17 protein-coding genes are annotated in these 19958 nt (G+C 64.6%); 2 read left to right on the top strand and 15 right to left on the bottom strand.

Annotated elements, in window-relative coordinates; genetic code table 11:
* The coding region (locus V6M46_RS17755) for a response regulator transcription factor (protein WP_332667526.1) at positions 1 to 426 on the top strand (426 nt) is incomplete at its 5' end.
* 176 nt (positions 427 to 602) lie between these two features.
* Here the strand turns inward: V6M46_RS17755 and V6M46_RS17760 are convergent.
* The 7 genes from V6M46_RS17760 to V6M46_RS17790 all read right to left on the bottom strand — a co-directional run bounded on the left by V6M46_RS17760 (position 603) and on the right by V6M46_RS17790 (position 10135).
* A complete protein-coding gene (locus V6M46_RS17760; RefSeq protein ID WP_332667528.1) occupies positions 603 to 2348 on the bottom strand; it encodes an acetolactate synthase large subunit in 1746 nt (581 codons plus the stop codon).
* The gene (locus V6M46_RS17765) at positions 2345 to 3469 is read right to left on the bottom strand and encodes a 2-oxo acid dehydrogenase subunit E2 (RefSeq protein WP_332667529.1); all 1125 of its coding nucleotides are present in this window, start codon (positions 3467 to 3469) and stop codon (positions 2345 to 2347) included. Before V6M46_RS17765 ends, V6M46_RS17760 begins: the two co-directional genes overlap by 4 nt.
* A gap of 21 nt (positions 3470 to 3490) precedes the next feature.
* Positions 3491 to 5947: a transketolase-like TK C-terminal-containing protein gene (locus V6M46_RS17770; protein ID WP_332667531.1), complete on the bottom strand. Its 2457-nt coding sequence runs from the start codon at positions 5945 to 5947 to the stop codon at positions 3491 to 3493.
* 295 nt (positions 5948 to 6242) lie between these two features.
* Positions 6243 to 7865 (bottom strand): AMP-binding protein, encoded by a 1623-nt coding sequence (locus tag V6M46_RS17775; protein WP_332667533.1) that lies wholly within the window; start codon positions 7863 to 7865, stop codon positions 6243 to 6245.
* Between the two features lie 98 nt (positions 7866 to 7963).
* Positions 7964 to 8479, bottom strand: a complete 516-nt coding sequence (locus V6M46_RS17780; protein ID WP_332667535.1) for a flavin reductase family protein — start codon at positions 8477 to 8479, stop codon at positions 7964 to 7966.
* A gap of 73 nt (positions 8480 to 8552) precedes the next feature.
* Positions 8553 to 9320, bottom strand: a complete 768-nt coding sequence (locus V6M46_RS17785; protein ID WP_332667537.1) for a creatininase family protein — start codon at positions 9318 to 9320, stop codon at positions 8553 to 8555.
* Positions 9317 to 10135, bottom strand: coding sequence for an enoyl-CoA hydratase/isomerase family protein (locus V6M46_RS17790; RefSeq protein WP_332667539.1), 819 nt, complete (start codon positions 10133 to 10135; stop codon positions 9317 to 9319). The genes V6M46_RS17785 and V6M46_RS17790 overlap by 4 nt, the downstream gene beginning before the upstream one ends.
* A gap of 329 nt (positions 10136 to 10464) precedes the next feature.
* Between V6M46_RS17790 and V6M46_RS17795 the strand changes: the two genes are divergently transcribed.
* Positions 10465 to 11082 carry a TetR/AcrR family transcriptional regulator gene (locus V6M46_RS17795; protein WP_332667541.1) on the top strand — a complete coding sequence of 206 codons (618 nt, stop codon included), beginning with the start codon at positions 10465 to 10467 and terminating at the stop codon, positions 11080 to 11082.
* A gap of 11 nt (positions 11083 to 11093) precedes the next feature.
* On the opposite strand, the gene V6M46_RS17800 is transcribed toward V6M46_RS17795, so the two are convergent.
* From V6M46_RS17800 to V6M46_RS17835, 8 genes are all read right to left on the bottom strand, one after another.
* Entirely contained in the window at positions 11094 to 12911 is a 1818-nt protein-coding gene (locus tag V6M46_RS17800) for an AMP-dependent synthetase/ligase (protein WP_332667543.1), read from the bottom strand.
* A 92-nt stretch (positions 12912 to 13003) separates the two neighbouring features.
* The gene (locus V6M46_RS17805; protein ID WP_332667545.1) at positions 13004 to 14266 is read right to left on the bottom strand and encodes an ABC transporter substrate-binding protein; all 1263 of its coding nucleotides are present in this window, start codon (positions 14264 to 14266) and stop codon (positions 13004 to 13006) included.
* A gap of 80 nt (positions 14267 to 14346) precedes the next feature.
* Positions 14347 to 15087 (bottom strand): ABC transporter ATP-binding protein, encoded by a 741-nt coding sequence (locus tag V6M46_RS17810; protein ID WP_332667547.1) that lies wholly within the window; start codon positions 15085 to 15087, stop codon positions 14347 to 14349.
* Positions 15074 to 15859 carry an ABC transporter ATP-binding protein gene (locus V6M46_RS17815; protein WP_332667549.1) on the bottom strand — a complete coding sequence of 262 codons (786 nt, stop codon included), beginning with the start codon at positions 15857 to 15859 and terminating at the stop codon, positions 15074 to 15076. The genes V6M46_RS17810 and V6M46_RS17815 overlap by 14 nt, the downstream gene beginning before the upstream one ends.
* A complete protein-coding gene (locus V6M46_RS17820; protein ID WP_332667551.1) occupies positions 15856 to 16848 on the bottom strand; it encodes a branched-chain amino acid ABC transporter permease in 993 nt (330 codons plus the stop codon). The genes V6M46_RS17815 and V6M46_RS17820 overlap by 4 nt, the downstream gene beginning before the upstream one ends.
* Positions 16845 to 17711, bottom strand: a complete 867-nt coding sequence (locus V6M46_RS17825; RefSeq protein WP_332667553.1) for a branched-chain amino acid ABC transporter permease — start codon at positions 17709 to 17711, stop codon at positions 16845 to 16847. Before V6M46_RS17825 ends, V6M46_RS17820 begins: the two co-directional genes overlap by 4 nt.
* Before the next feature lie 122 nt (positions 17712 to 17833).
* On the bottom strand, positions 17834 to 18685 hold the full coding sequence (locus V6M46_RS17830; RefSeq protein ID WP_332667555.1) for an enoyl-CoA hydratase/isomerase family protein: 852 nt from the start codon (positions 18683 to 18685) through the stop codon (positions 17834 to 17836).
* Positions 18682 to 19881 carry an LLM class flavin-dependent oxidoreductase gene (locus V6M46_RS17835; protein WP_332667557.1) on the bottom strand — a complete coding sequence of 400 codons (1200 nt, stop codon included), beginning with the start codon at positions 19879 to 19881 and terminating at the stop codon, positions 18682 to 18684. The genes V6M46_RS17830 and V6M46_RS17835 overlap by 4 nt, the downstream gene beginning before the upstream one ends.
* Positions 19882 to 19958: the final 77 nt, after the last annotated feature.

A 19958-nucleotide genomic window follows, 5' to 3' on the forward strand; every position in this document is an offset into this window, starting at 1 on the left:
GTCACCGATCCCCTGCCGATCGTGGTCATCACCACCTTCGACCTCGACGAGTATGTCCACGGGGCGCTCAAGGCCGGCGCCCGCGGGTTCCTGCTCAAGGACGCCGGACCCGCCCTGCTGACCCAGGCCATCCACGCCGCCGCCGACGGAGACGCACTGATCGCACCCAGCGTGACTGTCCGACTGCTCGCAACGTTCGCCCACGCACATACCTCAGCACCGAGGCAGCCGACAGAACCGCTCACCGCCCGCGAGGAGGAAGTCCTCGTGCCTGTGGCGCAAGGCCGCACAAACAGTGAGATCGCCAGCGAGCTCCATATCACCCCCAGCACCGTCAAGGCCCACCTCGCCAGCCTCATGCGAAAGCTCGGCGCGCGAAACCGCGTCGAGGTCGCCATGTGGGCCCACGAGACCGGCCGCATCTGACGACGCAAAGGCTCCGCCGCTGGCGGCATGCAGAAGGCCCGGACCTGTTGGTCCGGGCCTTCGAGTGGTAGCGGGGACAGGATTTGAACCTGTGACCTCTGGGTTATGAGCGGGTCGCCGGTGATGCGATGCGGCGTGGCCAGGTCCAGGGACGTCGAGCCCAAACCCTGATATCTTCACAGCGCGAATTCCATGCCCAGGTCGTCCTCGTCGAACACGGGCGCTAGGTTCTCGGCGTACTGCAGGTCGTCGTTGCTGGCGCCGGCCGCGATACTTGGCCACACCATCGCCTCGCGGCTGACCCGAAAGTCGATAACGACCGGGCGATCGTGGATCTTCATCGCCTCGTCGATGACATTGTCGACCTCGCGAGCGGCGTCGCACATCAGCCCGACGCAACCCAACGCCTCGGCCAGCTTTGCGAAGTCCGGGAAGTGCTGCGAGCCAGCCCTCTGGAGGCTGATGTTGTTGACTCGGCCCCCGAAGTAGAGGGACTGCTGCTGTCGGACCATGCCGAGTGATTCGTTGTTGATGACCGCCACCTTGATCGGCATCCCCTCCAACGCGCAGGTCGCCAACTCTTGGTTGGTCATCTGGAAGCAGCCATCACCATCGACAGACCAGACGGTGGCATCGGGGCGGCCGAGTTTGGCGCCCATCGCGGCGGGCACCGAGAATCCCATGGTGCCGAGTCCTGCGGAGCTGAGCCAGGTGGACGGCTGTTCGTACGGGATGAACTGCTGAGCCCACATCTGGTGTTGACCGACGCCCGCGACGAAGATGGCGCCAGGGCCCGCGAGGACACCGAGGCGCTCGAGGACGTACTGGGGCGCCAATCCCTCCTCGTCCGGATCCGAGTAGCCCAGCGGGTAGCGGCACGCAACGCTCTTCAGAAACGCTCGCCACGGGTCGAGGTCAGGCGTCGAGCGTGTCGCAAGCTCTCGCACCAGATCTTCGATGACGTCGTTGCAGTCGCCGACGATCGGTACGTCGACGGCTCTGTTCTTGCCGATCTCTGCCGCATCGATATCGGCGTGGACGACCCTGGCGCCGGGTGCGAACGAGCGGGGTTCACCCGTCACTCGGTCGTCGAAGCGAGCGCCCAGGGCGATGATGAGGTCGCTGCGCTGGAGGCCCGCCACTGCCGCCACGGTCCCGTGCATTCCCGGCATGCCGAGGTGCAAGGGATGCGAGTCGGGAAATGCCCCCCGCGCGGTGAGGGTCGTCACGACCGGGATTCCAGTCATGTCCGCGAGTTGTCGCAGGCCGTCCGACGCTCTGGCTCGAATAACCCCGCCACCGACGTAGAGGATCGGACGGGTGGCCTCGCTGATGAGCCCGGCAGCCCGGGCGACACTCGATGGCGAGGGCCGCCCAGGGACGGAGTAGCCGGGCAGGCGCAGCGTCGGTGGCCAGGAGAACGTCGCCTGTCCCGTCAGTGCGCTCTTTGAGATGTCGACGAGAACCGGTCCGGGACGGCCCGTGCTGGCCACGTGGAAAGCCTCTGCGATGACGCGCGGGATATCGTCCGCGTCCTCAACGAGGTAGCTGTGCTTCGTGATCGGCATCGTGATGCCCCGGATGTCAGCCTCCTGGAAGGCGTCGGTGCCCATCTTGGGCGACTCCACCTGGCCAGTGATCGCGACGATGGGAATCGAGTCCATGTAGGCATCGGCCAGCGGCGTCACGAGGTTGGTCGCGCCGGGTCCAGAGGTCGCCATGCAAACTCCGACATGGCCCGTGGCAAGGGCATAGCCTTCGGCTGCGTGTCCGGCACCCTGTTCATGCCGCACCAGCACGTGCCGGACCGACGAATCGTGGAGAGCGTCGTACGCAGGAAGGATCGCACCTCCCGGAACACCGAAGACGACCTCGACGCCCACCGCCTCCAACGCGGCGATCAAGCTCTGTGCACCGTTCACCGGCGCCCGTTTCGCTGTGCGAGATCGAACGAGCCCTGTTCGAGGCGTTCCTTGACGGCCGTGAGGTAGCGCGCAGCATCCGCGCCATCGACGACGCGATGGTCGTACGTCAGCGAAAGGAACACCATGCTGCGAATCGCAATGCCCTCGTCCTCCCCTTCCCGCCCGGTCACGACCGGGCGCCTTGCCACGACGCCGGCGCCCAGGATCGCCACCTGGGGCTGATTGATGATCGGTGTGTCCATGAGTGCTCCGCGGCTGCCGGTGTTGGTGATCGTGAAGGTGCCGCCCGTGAGCTCGTCGACGCCGATCGAGCTGGTGCGCGTCCGTTCCGCGACGTCCGCGATCCGCATGGCGAGGTCCGTGACCGATAGCGACCCGGCATCGCGGATCACCGGGACGAACAGGCCCTTGTCGGTGTCGACGGCAACGCCGAGGTGCTCGGCGTCCGGATAGCTGATCGTGCCGGCCGCGAGATCGATCGTGCTGTTGACCTGCGGGTACGTCCGCAGCGCCTCCAGCGCGGCCACCGCGATGAACGGAAGGTACGAGAGCTTGGTGCCCTCGCCCGGCACAAGCTCGGCATTGTGCCGTCGCCTCACGCGGCCGACCTCAGTCACATCGACCTCGACGATGGTCGTCAGTTGCGCCGAGGTCTTGAGGGACTCGACCATGCGGTGGGCGATGACCTTGCGCAGTCGGGAGAGATTTTGCGTGGTCCCGCGCACCGATGCACCCGCATCGTCCGCCGGCCTGTCCGCAGCCCCGTCCGCAGCGGACGACGGCTGCGCGACCTGTCGTTCCGAGTCGGCTTCGGGTTGAGACCTCGGCGGCGATGGCACCTCGGGCTCAAGTGCGGACTGTGGTTCATTCGTCTCCACCGCACCCTGCCTGATGATCGCAAGCACAGCACCAACGTCGACGATGCTGTCCTCGTCGACGCGGATCTCGGTCACGACACCGGACGCCGGCGACTCGAGCTCTGTGTCTACCTTGTCGGTCGACACCTCGACCAGGGGCTCGCCCATCTCGACCCTGTCTCCGACGGCCTTGAGCCAGGCGGAAATCGTGGCGCTGTCGATCGCTTCGCCCAGCGCTGGCAGCGTCACGGTCATATCCATGGGTTCTCTCCTGCGTTGCGGTCAGCGGCCGATGAGGGTCAGGGCGGCGTTGACGATGGAGCCTGTGTCGATGCCGTGGAGGCGGTAGGCGTCACCGAGATCGCTCGACTGGCCGAAATCCGAGACGCCCAGGCAACGGATGCGGTCGCCACGGGCACCGGCCAAGAACGACAGCGTGTGCGGATGGCCGTCCATGACCGTGACGAGGGGCGCTGCGGACGCAGGCGGGAACAGGGCCGTGACGATGTCGTCGCCCCGAGCACTACCCACCGCACCCCGCTGGTTGAAGGATCGGAACACCAGGTCGGGGCTGGTCAAGCAGACCACTCCGGCCGTGACACCCTGCGCCGTCAGAGCACCGGCCGCGGCGATCACCTCGGGCATGATCGCCCCGACGCCGACCAAAGTGACCTGCTCGATCGCCGGATCGTGATCGGTGATGCGGTAGCCGCCCGCGACAGCCTGCTGCCGCCTGCGCTCGAGGAGCAACTCATCCTCGGGAACCGCCGCCAGCGATTGGTCGATGGGGCGGGTGGAGAGTCGAAAGTACGACGAGGTGCCGCCTTCGACGCCCACGCGCGACATCGCCGTGAGCATGCACCACTCCAGGTCCTGCGCGAAGGCCGGTTCCCAAGCAATGCACTCGGGTTGCTCCAGCCCGATCGACGGGGTGGTGATCGACTGGTGCGCACCACCTTCTGGTGCCAGGGTCACCCCAGACGGCGTCCCGACAATGATCGACTGACCCCCTGAGTAGATGCCGTACGACCAGGGCTCGAGCGCTCGCGAGATGAATGGGTCGTACAACGTCGCGATCGGAATGAGTCGTTCACCCCATCGCGACCAAGTCGCACCGAGTTCGCCCAGCAGGCAGACGAGATTGACTTCGGCGATACCCAGCTCGATGTGCTGGCCGCTGGTGAGCTCTGACCACTTCAGAACCCGCTCCGTGTCGTCGGCGAACCAATCAAGGCGGTCCGCAGCGGACCACACGCCCGTCTTGTTGATCCACCCCCCGAGGTTGGTCGAGGAAGCGACGTCCGGGCTGCACGTCACGACACGGGCGGCGATCTCCGGCGCGGCACGCTTGAAGTCCGCGAGGAAGCGCCCCAGCGACGCTTGGGTCGCGATTGGCGCCTTGTGGGAGCGCGAAAGACGCAACGGCACCGGACCCGTCGGCTGCGGCACGATCGGCGGACGGCTCATCGCCGCGCCGCGCATCTCGCACAACGCAGCGGCGTCGGAGCCTGGCGGGAACGTGGCCCACGGATCGTCCATGTGCGCACCCGTCGCCCGCGCCAGTTCTACCATCTGATCGCCGGTGAGCAACGCGGAGTGATTGTTCGGGTGCCCCTCGGTCGGCAGGCCACGACCCTTGACGGTGTAGGCGAAGATCACTGTCGGGCGGGTCTCGTCGATCTCGCGAAAGGTGTCAAGCAGCAGCCCTATGTCATGACCACCGAGATCTCGGAGCGCGTCGGCCAGCTCTGGGGCCGGCAACGATGCCAGTAACCCTCGAAGGTCCTCACTTCCGGTCGCGCCCGCGATGCGGTCCGCGACCTCCGAGAAGTCGGCGCGCAGCAGCCGCTGATACTCCTCGTTGGGCATGTCTTCGAGCCGCTTCCGGAGCTCGCCGCCGCCGGGACGACCGAACAGCTCGGCGATCGCCCGTCCCCACTTCAGAGTGACGACCTGCCAGCCGGCCGCCTCGAACATGCCCATGAGACGGTGAATCTGGACGTCAGGGACCACTCGGTCGAGTGACTGCCGGTTCAGGTCGACAATCCACAGCAGCTCACCGAGCTGGGCCACCGAGGGGTCGGCAACGGCTTCCCAGATCGCTCCCTCGTCGAGCTCCGCGTCCCCCAGGAGGCTCACGAATCGTCCGGCTGCGGGCGTGGTGGCGAAGTGCGAGCTCACGTACCTGTGTGACATCGCGGCCCAGAGGGCTGCGGTCGCACCAATGCCCACCGAGCCGGTCGAGAAGTCGACGGTGTCCGGGTCCTTCCGCCGACTGGGGTACGACTGCAGGCCACCCTTGGCCCGGAGCGTCGTCAGGTAGCGCCGATCCAGGTCACCCAGCAAGTAGTTGATCGCGTGCAGGACCGGCGAGGCGTGTGGCTTGACCGACACCCGGTCAAGGTTGGTCAGCTCCGAAAACCACAGCGCCACCATGATCTCGACCATCGAGGCGCTCGACGCCTGATGCCCACCGACCTTGACTCCCGACTCGTTGGGCCGACCGCGATTGGCAGCGTCCACGATCGCCGTGGCGATCCAACGGACCCGCTCAGCGACGTCGCGAAGCACGTCGACGTCATGGGTGAGGTCGGTGTCCCGACGGGATGAGATGGATGACGTCATGATGATCCTTGGGTACGTAGGTGGGCGACGGAGATGCTCGAGCGCGGGGTGGTCTTCACGGCCGAAGCCCGATGGTCCGGGCACATTCGTGGCATAGGTCGGGATTGCGGACATCGACCGGCCGATCGAAATACATCGGCCAGTTCACCGCCCACTGCCCGCAGGCAGTCCCGGTGTCGCCGAGACGACGCAGATGTTGTGTCCCCCGTGGCTCCCGGCGACTCGTGGGACCCGCAGCGAACTGCTGGCAACTGATGAAATGCTCTCGGCTCTTTTGGCGGTTTGCCATGGTTCCCACCTTTCGCTTTGGCCCCTCGGGCCAGTCAGGTCCGACGCATCCTCGGCCAGCGGATTCGGGCCTGCGTACCTGCGCGAGCAGCCCTTCACAGTCGCTGGCCCCAGCGTCAGATCACCCATTGATCATGGTTGGCTGCGAGCTCCACTCGACCTCGCGCAGCTCGCTCTTGCGGATCTTCCCGGTGGAGGTCTTCGGAAGATCCGCCACGAACTCAACTGCTCGTGGCGCCTTGTACGACGCGATCTGTGCCTTGACGTGCGCAATGGCCTCGGCTTCGTCGATGTCCAGCTTCCCCGTAGTCACGACAAACGCCTTCGGCCTCTCGCCCCACTTGTCATCCGGCACGCCCACGACGGCAACCTCCAGAATCGCCGGGTGCGATAGAAGGGCCTGTTCGACCTCGATCGTCGAGATGTTCTCCCCACCCGAGATCACGACGTCCTTCGCGCGGTCGAGCAGTTGGACGTACCCGTCGTCATGCATGACGCCCAGGTCGCCGGAATGGAACCATCCGCCCACAGTCGCCTTCCGCGTCGCGTCCTCATCGCGGTAGTAGCCCTTCATCACCGTGTTGCCGCGCATGACTATCTCGCCCATTTCAACGCCGTCAGTGGCGACGTCGATCAGCTCGCCCTCTGGCGAAAGCTCAGCGCGTACGACCCTCAGCCGTTCAGCCGTGATCATCCCAACGCCTTGACGAGCCGTGAGTCGTGCGTGGTCGTCGACGTCCAGCTCGTTCCACTCCGGCTTGGGTTCACACACGGAGTACGGCCCGTACGTCTCGGTGAGCCCGTAGATGTGAACGATCGACGCACCAAGGGCGCGTACGGCAGCGATGATCGTGGGACTTGGTGGCGCACCACCGTTGCTGATGGTCAGCGGCGTCGCGAGAGGGTGGGCCTGCTCTGCGTTGACCAAGGTCGTCAGGATCGTCGGCGCACCATTGAGGTGGGAGATCTGATGCTCGTCAATCAGGGACCACATGGTCTCGGCGCGCACCGCTCGGTAACACACTTGAGTACCCAATGCCGCGACGACGGCCCAGGTCGTGCACCACCCGTTGCAATGGAACATCGGCAGCGTCCACAGGTAGGTGGTCGCTTGGTCGAACGATGAGTGGTGGATGCCGCCGAGGGCATTCAGGTAGGCGCCGCGGTGGGAGTACATGACTCCCTTGGGGCGCCCAGTGGTCCCGGAGGTGTAGTTGATGGCGAGTGTCCGAGTCTCGTCGTCCACCTCCCAACGCAGGTCGTCGCCCTGACTTCGGGCCAGCAACTCGTCGTAGCCAGTGAAGTCGCCGTCCCCGGTGATGTGCCCGTCGACTGTGGGGAGTTCTATCCACTCGCCGATCGTCGGGAACTCGGCACCACTCATGCGAAGCGGTTGCAGTAGGTCGAGGTCTCCGCACAGCATCCCGGCTCCCGAGTGCTCGCAGATGTAGCTGATCTCGGCCGGCGACAGCCGTGTGTTGATCGCGACCAGGACACCCCGTGCCAGCGGCACCGCGAAGTGGGCGATGAGGAGTTCGGCCGAGTTGGTCGCCACGTAGGCCACCCGCTCGCCGTCGGAGACGCCCGACGCGCGGAGCGCCTTCGCCAGCGTTTGCGCCGACTCCGCGAATTCGCGGTAGGTCCACCGCCGTTGTCCGTCGATGATGGCGACCTTGTCGGGCATGACCTCGGCTGCGCGCTCAAGGAATCGTACTGGTGTCAGAGGGATGTCAAGACCGGTCACGTGTCCTCCTGTTGAAGCCATTTTTCGTTGGTGCGAAAGATCGTCGGATGGGGCGGTTTTCGATGCATCGGGATCCCGCTGTCATGAACCGAACACCGTCAGTCGTCGGCCGACACCAAGGTGCGGAAGCGGCTGTCGTGGAACACAAGCGGGGGCGCTGCCTCGTTGACCGCAGTGCCAGTGACCTCCAGCAGGACGACGTCGTGGTCTCCTGCCGGGATGGATGCTGAGATGGTGCAGTCGAACCAGGCCGCAGCGTCAGCAAGGAAGACTCCGTTGGACTCACTGGCGAACCAGGAGATCCCGGCGAACCGGTCGACGTTCTTGGCGGCAATCTGCAGGACCGCGGCCTCCTGACTCGAAGACAGAACGGAGACGCCAAGGCGACCGCCTTCAGACAGAACCGGCCACGTGTTCGATGTGTGCTGCACGCAGATCGACACCAAAGCCGGCTCCATGGAAACTGGAGTGAACGAGGTGGCCACCATCCCGACGGGAAGGCCGTCCTTGAGCGCGCACACAGCCGCCACACCAGTGGGATACCGGCCGTACAGCGTGCGCAACCTGGCCGCGTCAACCTCTGGCTGACCGGACTTCACTGGATCGAAATCCATCGTGGTGCACCTCCTCGGCAGAGATGAAACGTGTCCATTCGTTGGAATGACGAGTGCTCCGGAACTACGCATGTCAGGCTCCTCGGGTTCGTGCGTGCTCGACGATGAGTGAGGTCACGGCCTCCAGACACGCCCGTCCGATCGACGGGGACGCACCTGCTGGATCTCCCAGGACGCCATTTGGAGCGACCGAGTCAAGCCCTTCACTGAAGACGTGCGCGAGGAGCTCGTCATCAACCGGTCCCATGAACCCGCGGTCTAGGTGTCCGACCCGAACCCTGTCCGGTGCGAGGGCCAGCATCACTGACGTTTCCGCCACGTCTGCGTGCCCGCCCACGTTGCGTCCCAGGGACGCCACGTCCTCGGCCGCTTGGCGCCAGGCCTCGAGGATCGCGCTGCTGTCGGTGAAGACGATGACTGACAACGGAGCAAGCTTGCGTGCCAGACGCAGCTCGAACTCCCGCATGACCGGGTAGTTCCCGATATGGCCGGAGAAGATCAGCAACCGTTCGAAACCGGACCTGACGAGATTCGACCCATAGTCCTCGCAGATCGCTTCAAGGGTGCTCGCCCGCAGCGAAAGCGTGCCTGGGAATGCCAGGTGGTGCGGCGAGTACCCGACCCTGACCGTGGGCAGGACGAGCGCTCCTCCGAGGCCTTGGGCGACTCGAACGGCGAGTTCGTCGGCATGATCTGCGTCCATGGAGAGCGGCAGATGTGCACCATGCTGTTCGACGGCCGCGAGGGGAAGTATCGCCGTGCGAGACCCGTTCGCGACTGCATCCGCGACCTCCGCGCTCGTCAGGTGCTCCACCCGGTTCTCGCGCCGCAAGGTGTTCATGGGCGGCCAGCATCCGCGGAACGGGCCTGACGCGCCATGCCGTTCTGCTCATCGCGCCGAGGCCGATCCCCTCTCCAGCCGTCCCTCAAGCTGCGTGCAACCGGATCATCGAAATAGTCCGCAGCGGATGCAAGCGTCTGGTTCAGGGAGGCCGCGTCGCGGGCCTCGTCAGGGTCGTTGACACTTCGCTTGAGCGCCGCGTACAGGACGGGAGCCTTCGCCCCCGCTGTCCGCGCCGCGTCAATGGCCGTGTCGAGGAGATCGGCCGACGGAGCCAGGTCGTCGACAAGCTGGATGTCCAGCGCGTGCCCGGCATCGAACAGGTCGCCCGACAACAGCATTTGCCGGGTGGCCCGCATTCCAAGCAGACGGGTCGCACGCTGGACACCCTTGTCGGCGGGCAGCAGGCCGTGGTTGATCTCTGGGAACCCGAACCGTGCGCTGGCAACCGCAAACACGGCATCGGCGAACAGCGCGATCTCCATGCCGCCGCCCACACAGTGACCGTTGACAGCCGCGACGATCGGCCGCGGATATTGGTCCATGGCGACGAGGAGTGCGTGGAACTCCCGCATGCGCGCATCAATGTCCTGGGGAGACGCTCCGTCCAGCTCCTTGATGTCGCCTCCGGCGCTGAAGAAGCGCTCCCCACGACCAGTGAGAACCAACGGGGGCGGATCCGATTTCGTGGCGAGCTCGGTGAACAGCACGGTGAGGTCGTGAATGAGCGCACCATCCAACGCATTCGCCGGCGGTCGATCGATGGTCACGATGACGACGCCATCGCTGTGCAGCACGCTGAGACCGGCGCTCATTCCTGCCTCTCCCTGTGACATGTCCTACCTACCCCCGTCATCGACGGCTGAGGCCATACAGATCAGCTGCATCGTCCTCAACCCTTCCTCAGATGTTAATTCAGATTAACATACGACGCTCTCGGCTCATTTGTCAATGAGCTCCATGGGCCTGGCTACGAATCCCTCTGCACACGAACGAAATGACCGGCCTCGGTGCGCCGAAGGATCCCAACGCGCCACGCCCCAGCTCCCCTAGGATCGTCACGACGTTAATCCTGATTAACACACGGAGCAGAATGGTCGGCTCTCACGCCCGCGCCAACTGCCGGTCAGGTAGCGTGCGAGCGGTGACCTCCGATCCCGTGCCGGACAGCGCACCTGCAGCCTCCCTCTCTCGCCGTGAACGGTTGCTGCATGTCGCGGCGGAGCTCTTCCTTCAGCACCCGTACGACTTGGTGACGGTCGAGATGGTGTGCGCGAAGGCCGGTATCTCTGGCCCTGGGCTCTATCGCCACTTCCAGAACAAGCAGGCCCTGCTGATCGCCGTCGTCGAGGCCCCGCTCGAGCACCTCCACCAGACCGCACGGAGCATCGCCGAGGCCGAGCCAGATCCTCGGGCAGCCCTCGAGGCGATGGTCAGGTTTCACATCACGTCAGTCGTCTCCGAGGCCCCGACGACCCTGATCTTCCTGCGCAACGAGCTCGCGGTCCCCGAACCCGATCGTCGCCGTATCCGTCGAGCGATGAACCTGTACGCCGAGGAATGGATCTCCGTGGTGTCGCCACAGCGGCCCGAGCTGTCCGATCCGGAGGTACGCCTGCTCACGCAGACTGTCTTCTCGATGCTGAACTCGGTCGCCGTCCTGAACAAGGGGCTGGACAAGCGCGCCATCGTCGAGACGATGTCTACGGCCGCAATCCAGGCACTGACCTCGCCCCGGCCGGAGTACGACCGCCCCACCTGATGTGACTGCGGTCAACCACGATCCGTCCGTGCAAGGCGAGCCTGGCGAGCTATCTCCTTTTCCTCGCCGGCGTCATACATGTCATCCACCAGGTCAGAGAAGGCGGCGAGGATGTTGGAGCGTCGGATGGTTGCCTTGGCCGTCAACTCACCGTCTGCTGCCGACAGCGCTCGCGGCAGGACCTGAAACTTCTTCAGCTGCAGAGGGCGTGCGAGCTCGGTGTTCACCTCGTCGATCCAGTCGCCGAGGGCGGCTTCCCGCTCGGCCGAGTCCATACCCCGTGCCTCCTCGCTGACACTGAGCAGAACCGTGAGGTACTTCCGGCCCTCTCCCACGACGATCGCCTCATCGATCAGCGGACTCGTCTTGAGACGCACCTCGATCGGCTGCGGACTGACCATCTTGCCGCCGGTCGTCTTCAGGACGTCCTTCAGTCGCCCGATGATCTTCACCTCGCCAAAGGAATCCAGCTCGACCAGGTCCCCTGTGCCGTACCACTCACCTTCCATGGCCGCTGCCGTCGCCGCCTGATCACGCCAGTAGCCGGTGAAAAGACAGGGCGAGCGCAACTGCAGCTCCCCGTCGTCAGACACGCGAAGGTCCCACCGCGGGTCAGGCAGAGACTTGCCGATCGTCCCCGGAGCGGGAAACGCCCGGTCCCACTGAGCCACGACCGATCCGCACGTCTCCGTCGTGCCGAAGAGTTCGCGCAGATCGACCCCCCACATGTGCCACAACGCCGCCACATCGGGAGTCATGCTCCCCGAGGCGGTCCAGCTGACGCTGATGCGGTCCATGCCAACCTTGGCCCGTAACGGGACGAACACGAATGTCGTGCTGAGGCGGTCGAGGGCCTGAAGGTGTCTCGGCAACGGGCGGCCCTGCCACCGCAACGCGCTGGCCTTTCGCGCGACCTTCATCGCCACGGAGTATGCGAAACGAAACGCCTTCCCGGACTCCCCCAGCGCTTGCAGCACTTCGCTCGCAAGCTTCTCGTGCATTCGCGGCGGCCACACGACCGCTGTCGGCCGAACCCCCACGAGCGCCTCGGCACGCTGCTCCATCGTGCAGTAGGTGTTGACGAGCCGAGTCATGATCGGAGCGAAGACCCCCAGCAGCGCCGGCGCGACGTGGGAGAGCCCGAGGAAGGCCACGAGATCGTGCCTGGTGGTGCCGATCTCGGGGTAGGACATGGCAAATCCGAGTACGGAGTACTGGAGCGTGCGATGGGTGTGCATCACACCCTTGGGGGCACCAGTGGATCCGGAGGTGTAGAACAACGCCGCAAGCTGGTCGACCTCACCGGCCTCGACAAGCGCAGAGAACAGGTCAGGTTGCGCGACCGCCTGAGCGCCACCGGCCGCGCACAACCGGTCCCACCGCACAGCGACAACCGCGTCCGGCAAACCCGCTGGCTCCGATTCGAACCCGACGATCGCGCGCACGTCCGGCAGTCGCGAGACGACAGCGGCCACTTTGGCGACGTCAGGGGCCCCCTCGACGAACACCACCGTTGCGCCGCTGTCCTTCAGGACGTACTCGACCTCGGGGACCGCGCTCGTCGGATACACCCCGACCGGGACGCCGCCCACGCTCAGGATCGCGAGAGCCGCCACCACCCACTCGGTACGTGTGGACGACATGATGGCAACTCGGTCGCCCGAAACCACACCGAGCTCATGCAATCCCAGCGCAGCCTCCCGCACGTTGCTGACATAGTCGTGCCAGCTGGTCGCCCGCGCCGCGCCGTCTTCCCAGCTGCAGAACGCGACCGCGTTCGGTTCGTGCTCAGCGCGGTCGCACAGCATCTGCGCGAAGGTGCGGTCCACCGCTTCGAATCCCGACAACTGCCTCAGGACAGGCCCGCCCTCCGGGTCGCCACCAGGTGGATTCGCTGCCGTTACGCGCTCTTGACTCATGATCAGTCCAGTCCTTCAGACAGCTTGTTGATCTCGACGCCTGTGTAGCGCTTGGTGAGAGACCATTTCCCATCAACGACTTGGTAGATACCGTAATCCGGGGCAGACGTGTTCGACGCGCTGAAATCGACCGGACCAGTTGCGCCCTGGTAGTCAATCTTCTTCTTTTCGGCCAGCAGATCCAAGGCCTCGTCCAGGGTGAACACGGGAGTGCCACCTGGATCAGTGACCTTGTGGAGATTGTCAGCGATCGCAGTGCCATCGGCCTTGCCGCCGGCCGCCATCGCGAGGACACCCGAGACCACGGCGTCGTACGCTGTCGCCGCCGACGGCTCCTTGGCGATGGCAGCGCCCTCCTTCTCGCCGTATTCTGCGACGAGCAGGTCGCGCATTCCGTCAACCGCCGGCGACTCCGACGCTGCCGGAAGCTGGCCATATGCGCCCTCGAGATACTTGCCGCCGACCTCCTCGAGCAGTACGGGGTAGGTCAGCTCTGCGATGAACGACCATTTGCCGGGGATCCCCTGCCGCGCCCACTCGCGAACGATCGGCACTGCAGCCTCCACCGAACCTGCCAGGAAGACGATGTCGGGCTTGGGCCCGAATGCCTTGCGAACCTCCGGCAGGTACGAGCTCTGGCCACCGTTGAACGCAACCTTGGCCACCACGTTGCCTCCGAGCTGTGTGTAGAACTTCTCCAGATGCGTGGAGGTACTCTTCGACGAGTCAGCGTTCTCGTAGAGGATGGAGAGGGTCTTGAATCCTCGATCGATGAGGTTCTTCGCAACCGCCAGGCCATCGAACGTGTCCGGTCCAACCGTGCGGAACGTATACGGGTTGGCCTTGTCGTCGTACTCGACAATGCCGGCATAGGGAGACGCGATGGCGACCTCGTTGCGTTTGGCCTGAGTGAGGGTGGCCATGAACGTCGACGACGACGGGCCGACGATGAACTGCGCACCGTCTTTGTTGATGAGCTTCGTGACGACGCGGACCCCGTCCTCGGCGTTGAACTTCTCGTCCTCGCTGACGACCTTCAGCTTGGCGCCACCCACACCCCCCCGCTCGTTGACGTGATTCACGACTGCCCTGGTGATCTGGTCAACGGGCTTGCCGTACGCGGCCGCCTCCCCCGACAGCGGCGCGGCGACCCCGATGACGGCGCTACCGTCCGAAGCCGCACTGCACCCTGCCAGTGCTGTCCCGGATGCGATGGCGACGAACCCGACCGACGCCTTGAACGCCGTTGCTCTGAAACTCTTCATGTCTCGAACCTCCTGCTAGAACCGTTGCGATGGACTCGAACTCCTTGGCGCTGCCAGGAGCGGTGTGCTGTGCCTCTCATTCAGTGATGAATCTGCGCGGCAGCTATCCCTGGGACCCGAGCGCCCAAGAACATCTCCGCGAAGCCGGGGTCCGCGAGCAGCTCCGGCCCTGTCGCCTCGTGGCGAATCTGACCGGAGTCCATGAGGAACACCCGGCCGCACAGGGGGAGAATCTGGCTCGGATGCTCTTCGATCACCCAGAGGACACCGGTGCCACTTCGCTCGATGACACAGATCTGCTCGATGAGAGAGTCGACGATCTGAGGCGCGAGCCCCGTGGTGGGCTCGTCGAGGATCAGAAGCCGTGGCTTCATCAGCAATGACGAGCCGATGGCGAGCTGCTGGCGTTGGCCACCTGAAAGTGTCCCCGCTCGCTGCTTCCGACGGTCGGCAAGGATCGGGAACAGCTCGAAGATCTCGTCCACTCGATCGTGGGGCAGGCGCATCGCACGAGTGACGACCTCCAGGTTGTCCTCGACTGACAACGCGCCGAACACGTTGCGCAGTTGAGGTGTGTATCCGAGCCCGCGTCGCGCTCGCTCGCGCGCGGACGTGCCATCGAGGGCTTCACTGTCGAGGCTGACGCTCCCGCCACGCGAGTCGACCACTCCGGCGATGGTCTGCACCAGGGTTGTCTTGCCGGCCCCGTTGGGCCCGATGATCGCCGTGATGGCTCCTTCTTCGACCGCAAAAGAGGCGCCCCGGATGATGGTGGTCTTGCCGTAGCCGCTGGTGAGGCCTTCGACTTCAAGCAGGGACATGTCGCACTCCCAGATAGGTTTCGATCACAAGTGGATCGCGGACGACCTCGGCGGGCTGGCCGCTGGCGATGACGTGGCCCTCGTGCATCACGTACAGCGCATCGGAGATCGTGTTGATGAATGACATGTTGTGCTCGATGACGAGCACGGTCACGCCTTCTGCATCGCGCAGCTGACGCACGGTCGACGACAGTCGGTGCTGGTCCTCAGGATTGAGGCCCGACGATGGTTCATCAAGCATCAGCAACGACGGCGGATCCATCAGCAAGCGGGCGATCTGGAGCAGACGCCCGCGACCGATCGAGAGGTCACCCGCGCGGGTGTTGGCCAATTCGGCCATACCCATGCGCTCGAGGAGTGTCCAGGCACGGTCAACCAGGTCCCGCTCGCTTCTCCAGACCCGCCTCGGCGATGTGAACAAGCGCGCCAGACTCTCGCCCGGGACTGACCGCACCGAGGTGAGCAGGTTCTGCAAGACAGACATGTCCGTGAAGTCGGCCGTGTTCTGAAAGGTGCGTTTGAGACCAGCGCCGGCGAGCCTGTGTGCTGACGCACCGGTGACGACACGACCGTCAAACACGACCGTTCCTTCGTCCGGCCTGAGAAAGCCTGAGACCGCGTTGAACAGTGTCGTCTTGCCGGAGCCATTCGGCCCGATCAGGCCGGTGATCTTGCCTTGTTCAACCGACATGTCGACGCCGTCGAGGGCCCGGAGCTGACCGAACGTCTTCACGAGTCCGTCGATCTCGAGGAGGGGGTTCGCTGAATTCATGGACGACCACCCGCGGCAGTAGTGGCCAGAACGCGAGGCGCTGGGCTGACTTCGGCCGGCGGCGGATAGACGGCGAGCCGTGGGCGGGAGAGCCCACCGGGCCAGAACAGCAGGATCACGATCAGGACGACCCCCTGCAGCGCGTCCTGGAGGCTGGTCATCCTTTCTGACGTGATGAAGTCGACCTGGATGTAGGTCAGACCTTCGCGCATCCCGAGCAGGACGATGGCACCGACAACGGCACCCACGTTGCTCCCGGTCCCCCCGATGATCAGCGCGATGAAGATCGTGAAGGTGATGTTCACGCTGAAGAAGGTCGGAGTGAGGATCGACAGATACCAGACGTACATGACGCCGGCCAACCCCATGAAGAAGGCGGCGAACACGAAAGCCTTGAGCTTCACGGCGTACACGTTCACGCCGAGAGAGCGAGCGACCGCTTCGTTCTGCTTCACCGCGAGCAGGCTTCGGCCGAACGCGGACCGGGTCACGCGCCGGAACAGCAGGAAGGTGACCGCCAGGACCACCAGTGCGATGCCGGCGATGAAGACAGACTGCATACGACCTGGGATCGATTCGACGTACGGCACCGGGGCGTCGAGAAGTCCGCGCGCTCCGTTGGCGATCGTCGGCTGGTTCATGAACAGCTGGCGAGTCATCTCAGCCAGCGCAAGCGTCACGACAGCGAGATAGTCGCCCCCGACCCTCAGCAACGCCACTCCGACGACCAGTGCGAGCAACGCCGACACCAGACCGCCGAATATCGCACCCGCTCCCCACGGCAAACCAAGTCCGAGGATGTATGTGTATGACCCAGAGGGAGCCGGCATGACGGCGAGCGCATAGCCATAGGCGCCGACGCCGAAGAACGCCGCCACACCGAAGTTGACCATCCCGCCGGCGCCAAACTGAAGATTGAGCGCCAGGGCGGCAACTCCATAGATCCCCATCAGGGTGATCAACCCGGCAACAATGAGCAGAGTGCTCATGCGACACGCTCCTTCGGACCGCTGAAGAGGCCCTCGGGCCGGAAAAAGACGACCAGGCCGATGACCGCGAACACCACCATCTGGGTGTACTGGGACGGCATGACCAGGGTGGTGAGGCTTGAGGTGAGTCCAACCAACACGGCAGCGAGCATCACGCCGTAGATGCTGCCCAGCCCACCGATGATTGCGGCGGCTGAGATGAGCAACACCTGATCCCAGCCGAGCTCTGGGTAGATGCGACCAGTCAACGCGATGAGAATTCCCGCGAGGGCTGCCAAGGCGCTCGAAACTGCCCAGGTGACGTATTGGAGATACGACGTGTTGACGCCGCGCACCTCAGCCAACGCTTGGTTGTTCGCCATCGCGCGCATCGCTCGTCCGCTGTAGGACTGGGACAGCCAGAAGTGCAGTGCCAGAGCCACTGCTGCGGCTATGACGATGACGGCGATCTGATCGATGCCGGCCACCGCGGTCTCGCCAATGCGCAAAGTCTCCTGCAAGGGGACGTCGAGCGTCTTCACGCCGTACCCGGTGAACAGCTCGATCATCGAGTGCAAGAAGAACGCAAGACCGACCGATGCGATCAAGGGGATGTGGTGTGGACGTCCGCGCATCGGCCAGAAGATCAGCCGAGCCGAGACGACGCCGACGAGTGTTGTGACCACAATCGCCGCGAAGCACGAGAGGATCCAATGCATCCCGAGCTGCACGTTGAACCCGTATGCGCTGAACCCGCCGAGCACGATGAGTTGGGGGTGCGCGATGTTGAGAAAGCCCTCCACCCGGCGTACCAGTTCGAAGCCGACCGTCGCTAGCAGCAGAACAGAGCCGCTGATGAGGCCTGCGACAATGGCGGTCAACACGACTCAGCCTCTTGCGCGTGGGGAGAACCGTTGCTGAGGACCAAGACTCCAGACCGGCCCAGAACATCGAATCTCGTAGCCTGATTGCTTTCGAGTGAGGTCATGATCTTCCCTTCAGCTCTCTAGCTCGACTGCGAAACCAGGACGGAGTGCCCTTGGCCGCGGGCCGAGGGGAACTCGGCCGGTCGGCGTTCGCGGAATGCCTGGCGGGCTTCGAGGTAGTCCGCGCTGGCGAACCCCAGGGTTTCCAGCGCCGCAGACAGCTCTTGCTGTGGAAGGGCATTGGTCAGCCATCCTGAGTTCAGTGAGCGCTTGGTCCAGCGGATGGCCTGTTGCGAGCCTTGCGCGAGGTCGTCAGCGATCTGGAGGGCCCGCTCAAGAACCGCCTCTTTCGGCTCCACCAGGCTGACCAGGCCGATACGTTCGGCCTCGGCACCGGTCAAGCTTGCGGAGGTCAGTTGGTAGTACTTCGCCTTTGCCATGCCGACCAGGAGCGGCCAGATCAGGGACGAGTGGTCGCCTGCGACCACTCCGACGCGGGTGTGACCGTCACGCAGCAATGCGTCATCGGCGGCCACGCTGATGTCCGCGAGCAGTCCCATTGACAGGCCCCAACCAACTGCCGGGCCGTTGATGGCCGAGATGAGGGGCTTGTCCATGTTCAGGAGGTTGAGGATCCTGCGACGCTCCCCCTCCATCAGGGCGATTGCCTCGTCCAAGGTGGGGTCCGGCTGACGCACATCCATGCCGGTGCAGAAGCCACGGCCGGCGCCGGTGATGACGGCGACCTTTGTCTCAGGGTCACGGTCGACGTCGACCCAGATGTCGGTCATGTGGTCGAACATCGGCATCGTCAGCGAGTTCAGCTGCTCGGGGCGGTTCAACGTGATGAGCAGGACCCCGTTCGGCTTGCGCTCGACCAGGATCTCCTTCGGGTACCGGCTGAAGATGTCGTTCGGGGCCAGGGTGCTCATCGCGCGTCTCCTACGTGGGTGGGGATCTCGGTTGCTTGCTTGTCTGCTGCTTCCGCTTCGAATGCCTCGAGCTCGGCATAGTGCGCTGGTCGAGCGGTGCGGATGTCGCCCAAGATGGCGTCCGGGGTTCGCACCACGGCGCGGGGATTCTTGAATTTGGGAATCACGTACTTCCCGAACAGCTCGATCGACTTCATGAGCTCCTTGTGGGGAAGCCCGTCGATACGCATGACGAGTGCGTCCGCGCCAGCATCGGCAAAGCGTTGTACCTGGGCGACGCAATCGTCCGGGTCGCCGACGATGAAGCCGGTCGAGTCCTCGATCATGTAGCGCTCGTCGCTGAAGTCGACGTCCTTGACCGCTCCCATGTAGGCGTAGTCCGAGGACAGCTTCGAGAGCCGCTGGTAGGCATCCGTCGACAGCGCGACGGTCTCACTGAGGTGCCGGGCCCACGTCACTGCTTCGTCCCGGGTCTCAGCGCAATGCATCCCGCCGCCGACCGCGACGAGCTTCTCAGCCTGGACCGGGTAGGTGTGCGTCGCGCCGGCGAGAGCCTCGTCGTAGATGCCGAGCATGTTCTCGACGAAGTCAAAACCGAGGTAGAAGCCGCCAACAATGGCGCCGACACCGAGCTCCCCCGCCATTCGAACCGAGTCAGGGCTTCCGGTGGCCATGGAGATCGGCGGATACGGGGCCTGAATCGCTTTGGGCACCAGCCCGCGAGGGGGAATCTTGTAGTGCTCGCCAACGAAGGAGAACACATCGTTGTGCAGCGCACGGCGGATGACCTCAAGCCCCTCGATCATCTGCGCCTTGTTCTCCGTCGGCGAGACCTCGAACGCCCGCAGGGCCAGCGTCGTGTTGCCCCGACCAACGCCCAGCTCAACCCGGCCGTTGGACAAGATGTCCTCAGTAGCCAGCCGTTCGGCGACCCGGAGCGCGTGGTTGATACGCGTCGGCAGCAGCGTCACCAGATGCATGAACCGAATGCGGCTGGTCAGCGCCATCATGTACGGATAGAGGACCTCCGGAGCCGAAGTCGTCGCCGTACCAATCGCGACGTGCTGCTCCGAGGTGCCGAACGCATCGAACCCCACCTGCTCGGCAAGAAGCACCTCGTCGATGAGCTCTCGGTAGCGGTACTCGTGGGTGTGCCCCGGAGCCGTCTCGCCCTCGCTCATAAAGATGAACCGCATCATCCAACCCTTCACATCGTGTTAATTTGGATTAACCTAGGGATCGAATGTGACCTTGTCAACACCTTCCAGCAGAT

It is taken from the genome of Aeromicrobium sp. (assembly GCF_036676885.1).
Classification (GTDB): Bacteria; Actinomycetota; Actinomycetes; order Propionibacteriales; family Nocardioidaceae; genus Aeromicrobium.

Coding starts and splice junctions, on each gene's coding strand:
- V6M46_RS17835 (WP_332667557.1), bottom strand. CDS start 19,881: ATGCGGTTCATCTTTATGAGCGAGGGCGAGACGGCTCCGGGGCACACC.
- V6M46_RS17810 (WP_332667547.1), bottom strand. CDS start 15,087: ATGTCCCTGCTTGAAGTCGAAGGCCTCACCAGCGGCTACGGCAAGACC.
- V6M46_RS17765 (WP_332667529.1), bottom strand. CDS start 3,469: ATGGATATGACCGTGACGCTGCCAGCGCTGGGCGAAGCGATCGACAGC.
- V6M46_RS17790 (WP_332667539.1), bottom strand. CDS start 10,135: ATGAGCGCCGGTCTCAGCGTGCTGCACAGCGATGGCGTCGTCATCGTG.
- V6M46_RS17780 (WP_332667535.1), bottom strand. CDS start 8,479: ATGGATTTCGATCCAGTGAAGTCCGGTCAGCCAGAGGTTGACGCGGCC.
- V6M46_RS17770 (WP_332667531.1), bottom strand. CDS start 5,947: ATGTCCGCAATCCCGACCTATGCCACGAATGTGCCCGGACCATCGGGC.
- V6M46_RS17785 (WP_332667537.1), bottom strand. CDS start 9,320: ATGAACACCTTGCGGCGCGAGAACCGGGTGGAGCACCTGACGAGCGCG.
- V6M46_RS17830 (WP_332667555.1), bottom strand. CDS start 18,685: ATGAGCACCCTGGCCCCGAACGACATCTTCAGCCGGTACCCGAAGGAG.
- V6M46_RS17820 (WP_332667551.1), bottom strand. CDS start 16,848: ATGAGCACTCTGCTCATTGTTGCCGGGTTGATCACCCTGATGGGGATC.
- V6M46_RS17805 (WP_332667545.1), bottom strand. CDS start 14,266: ATGAAGAGTTTCAGAGCAACGGCGTTCAAGGCGTCGGTCGGGTTCGTC.
- V6M46_RS17815 (WP_332667549.1), bottom strand. CDS start 15,859: ATGAATTCAGCGAACCCCCTCCTCGAGATCGACGGACTCGTGAAGACG.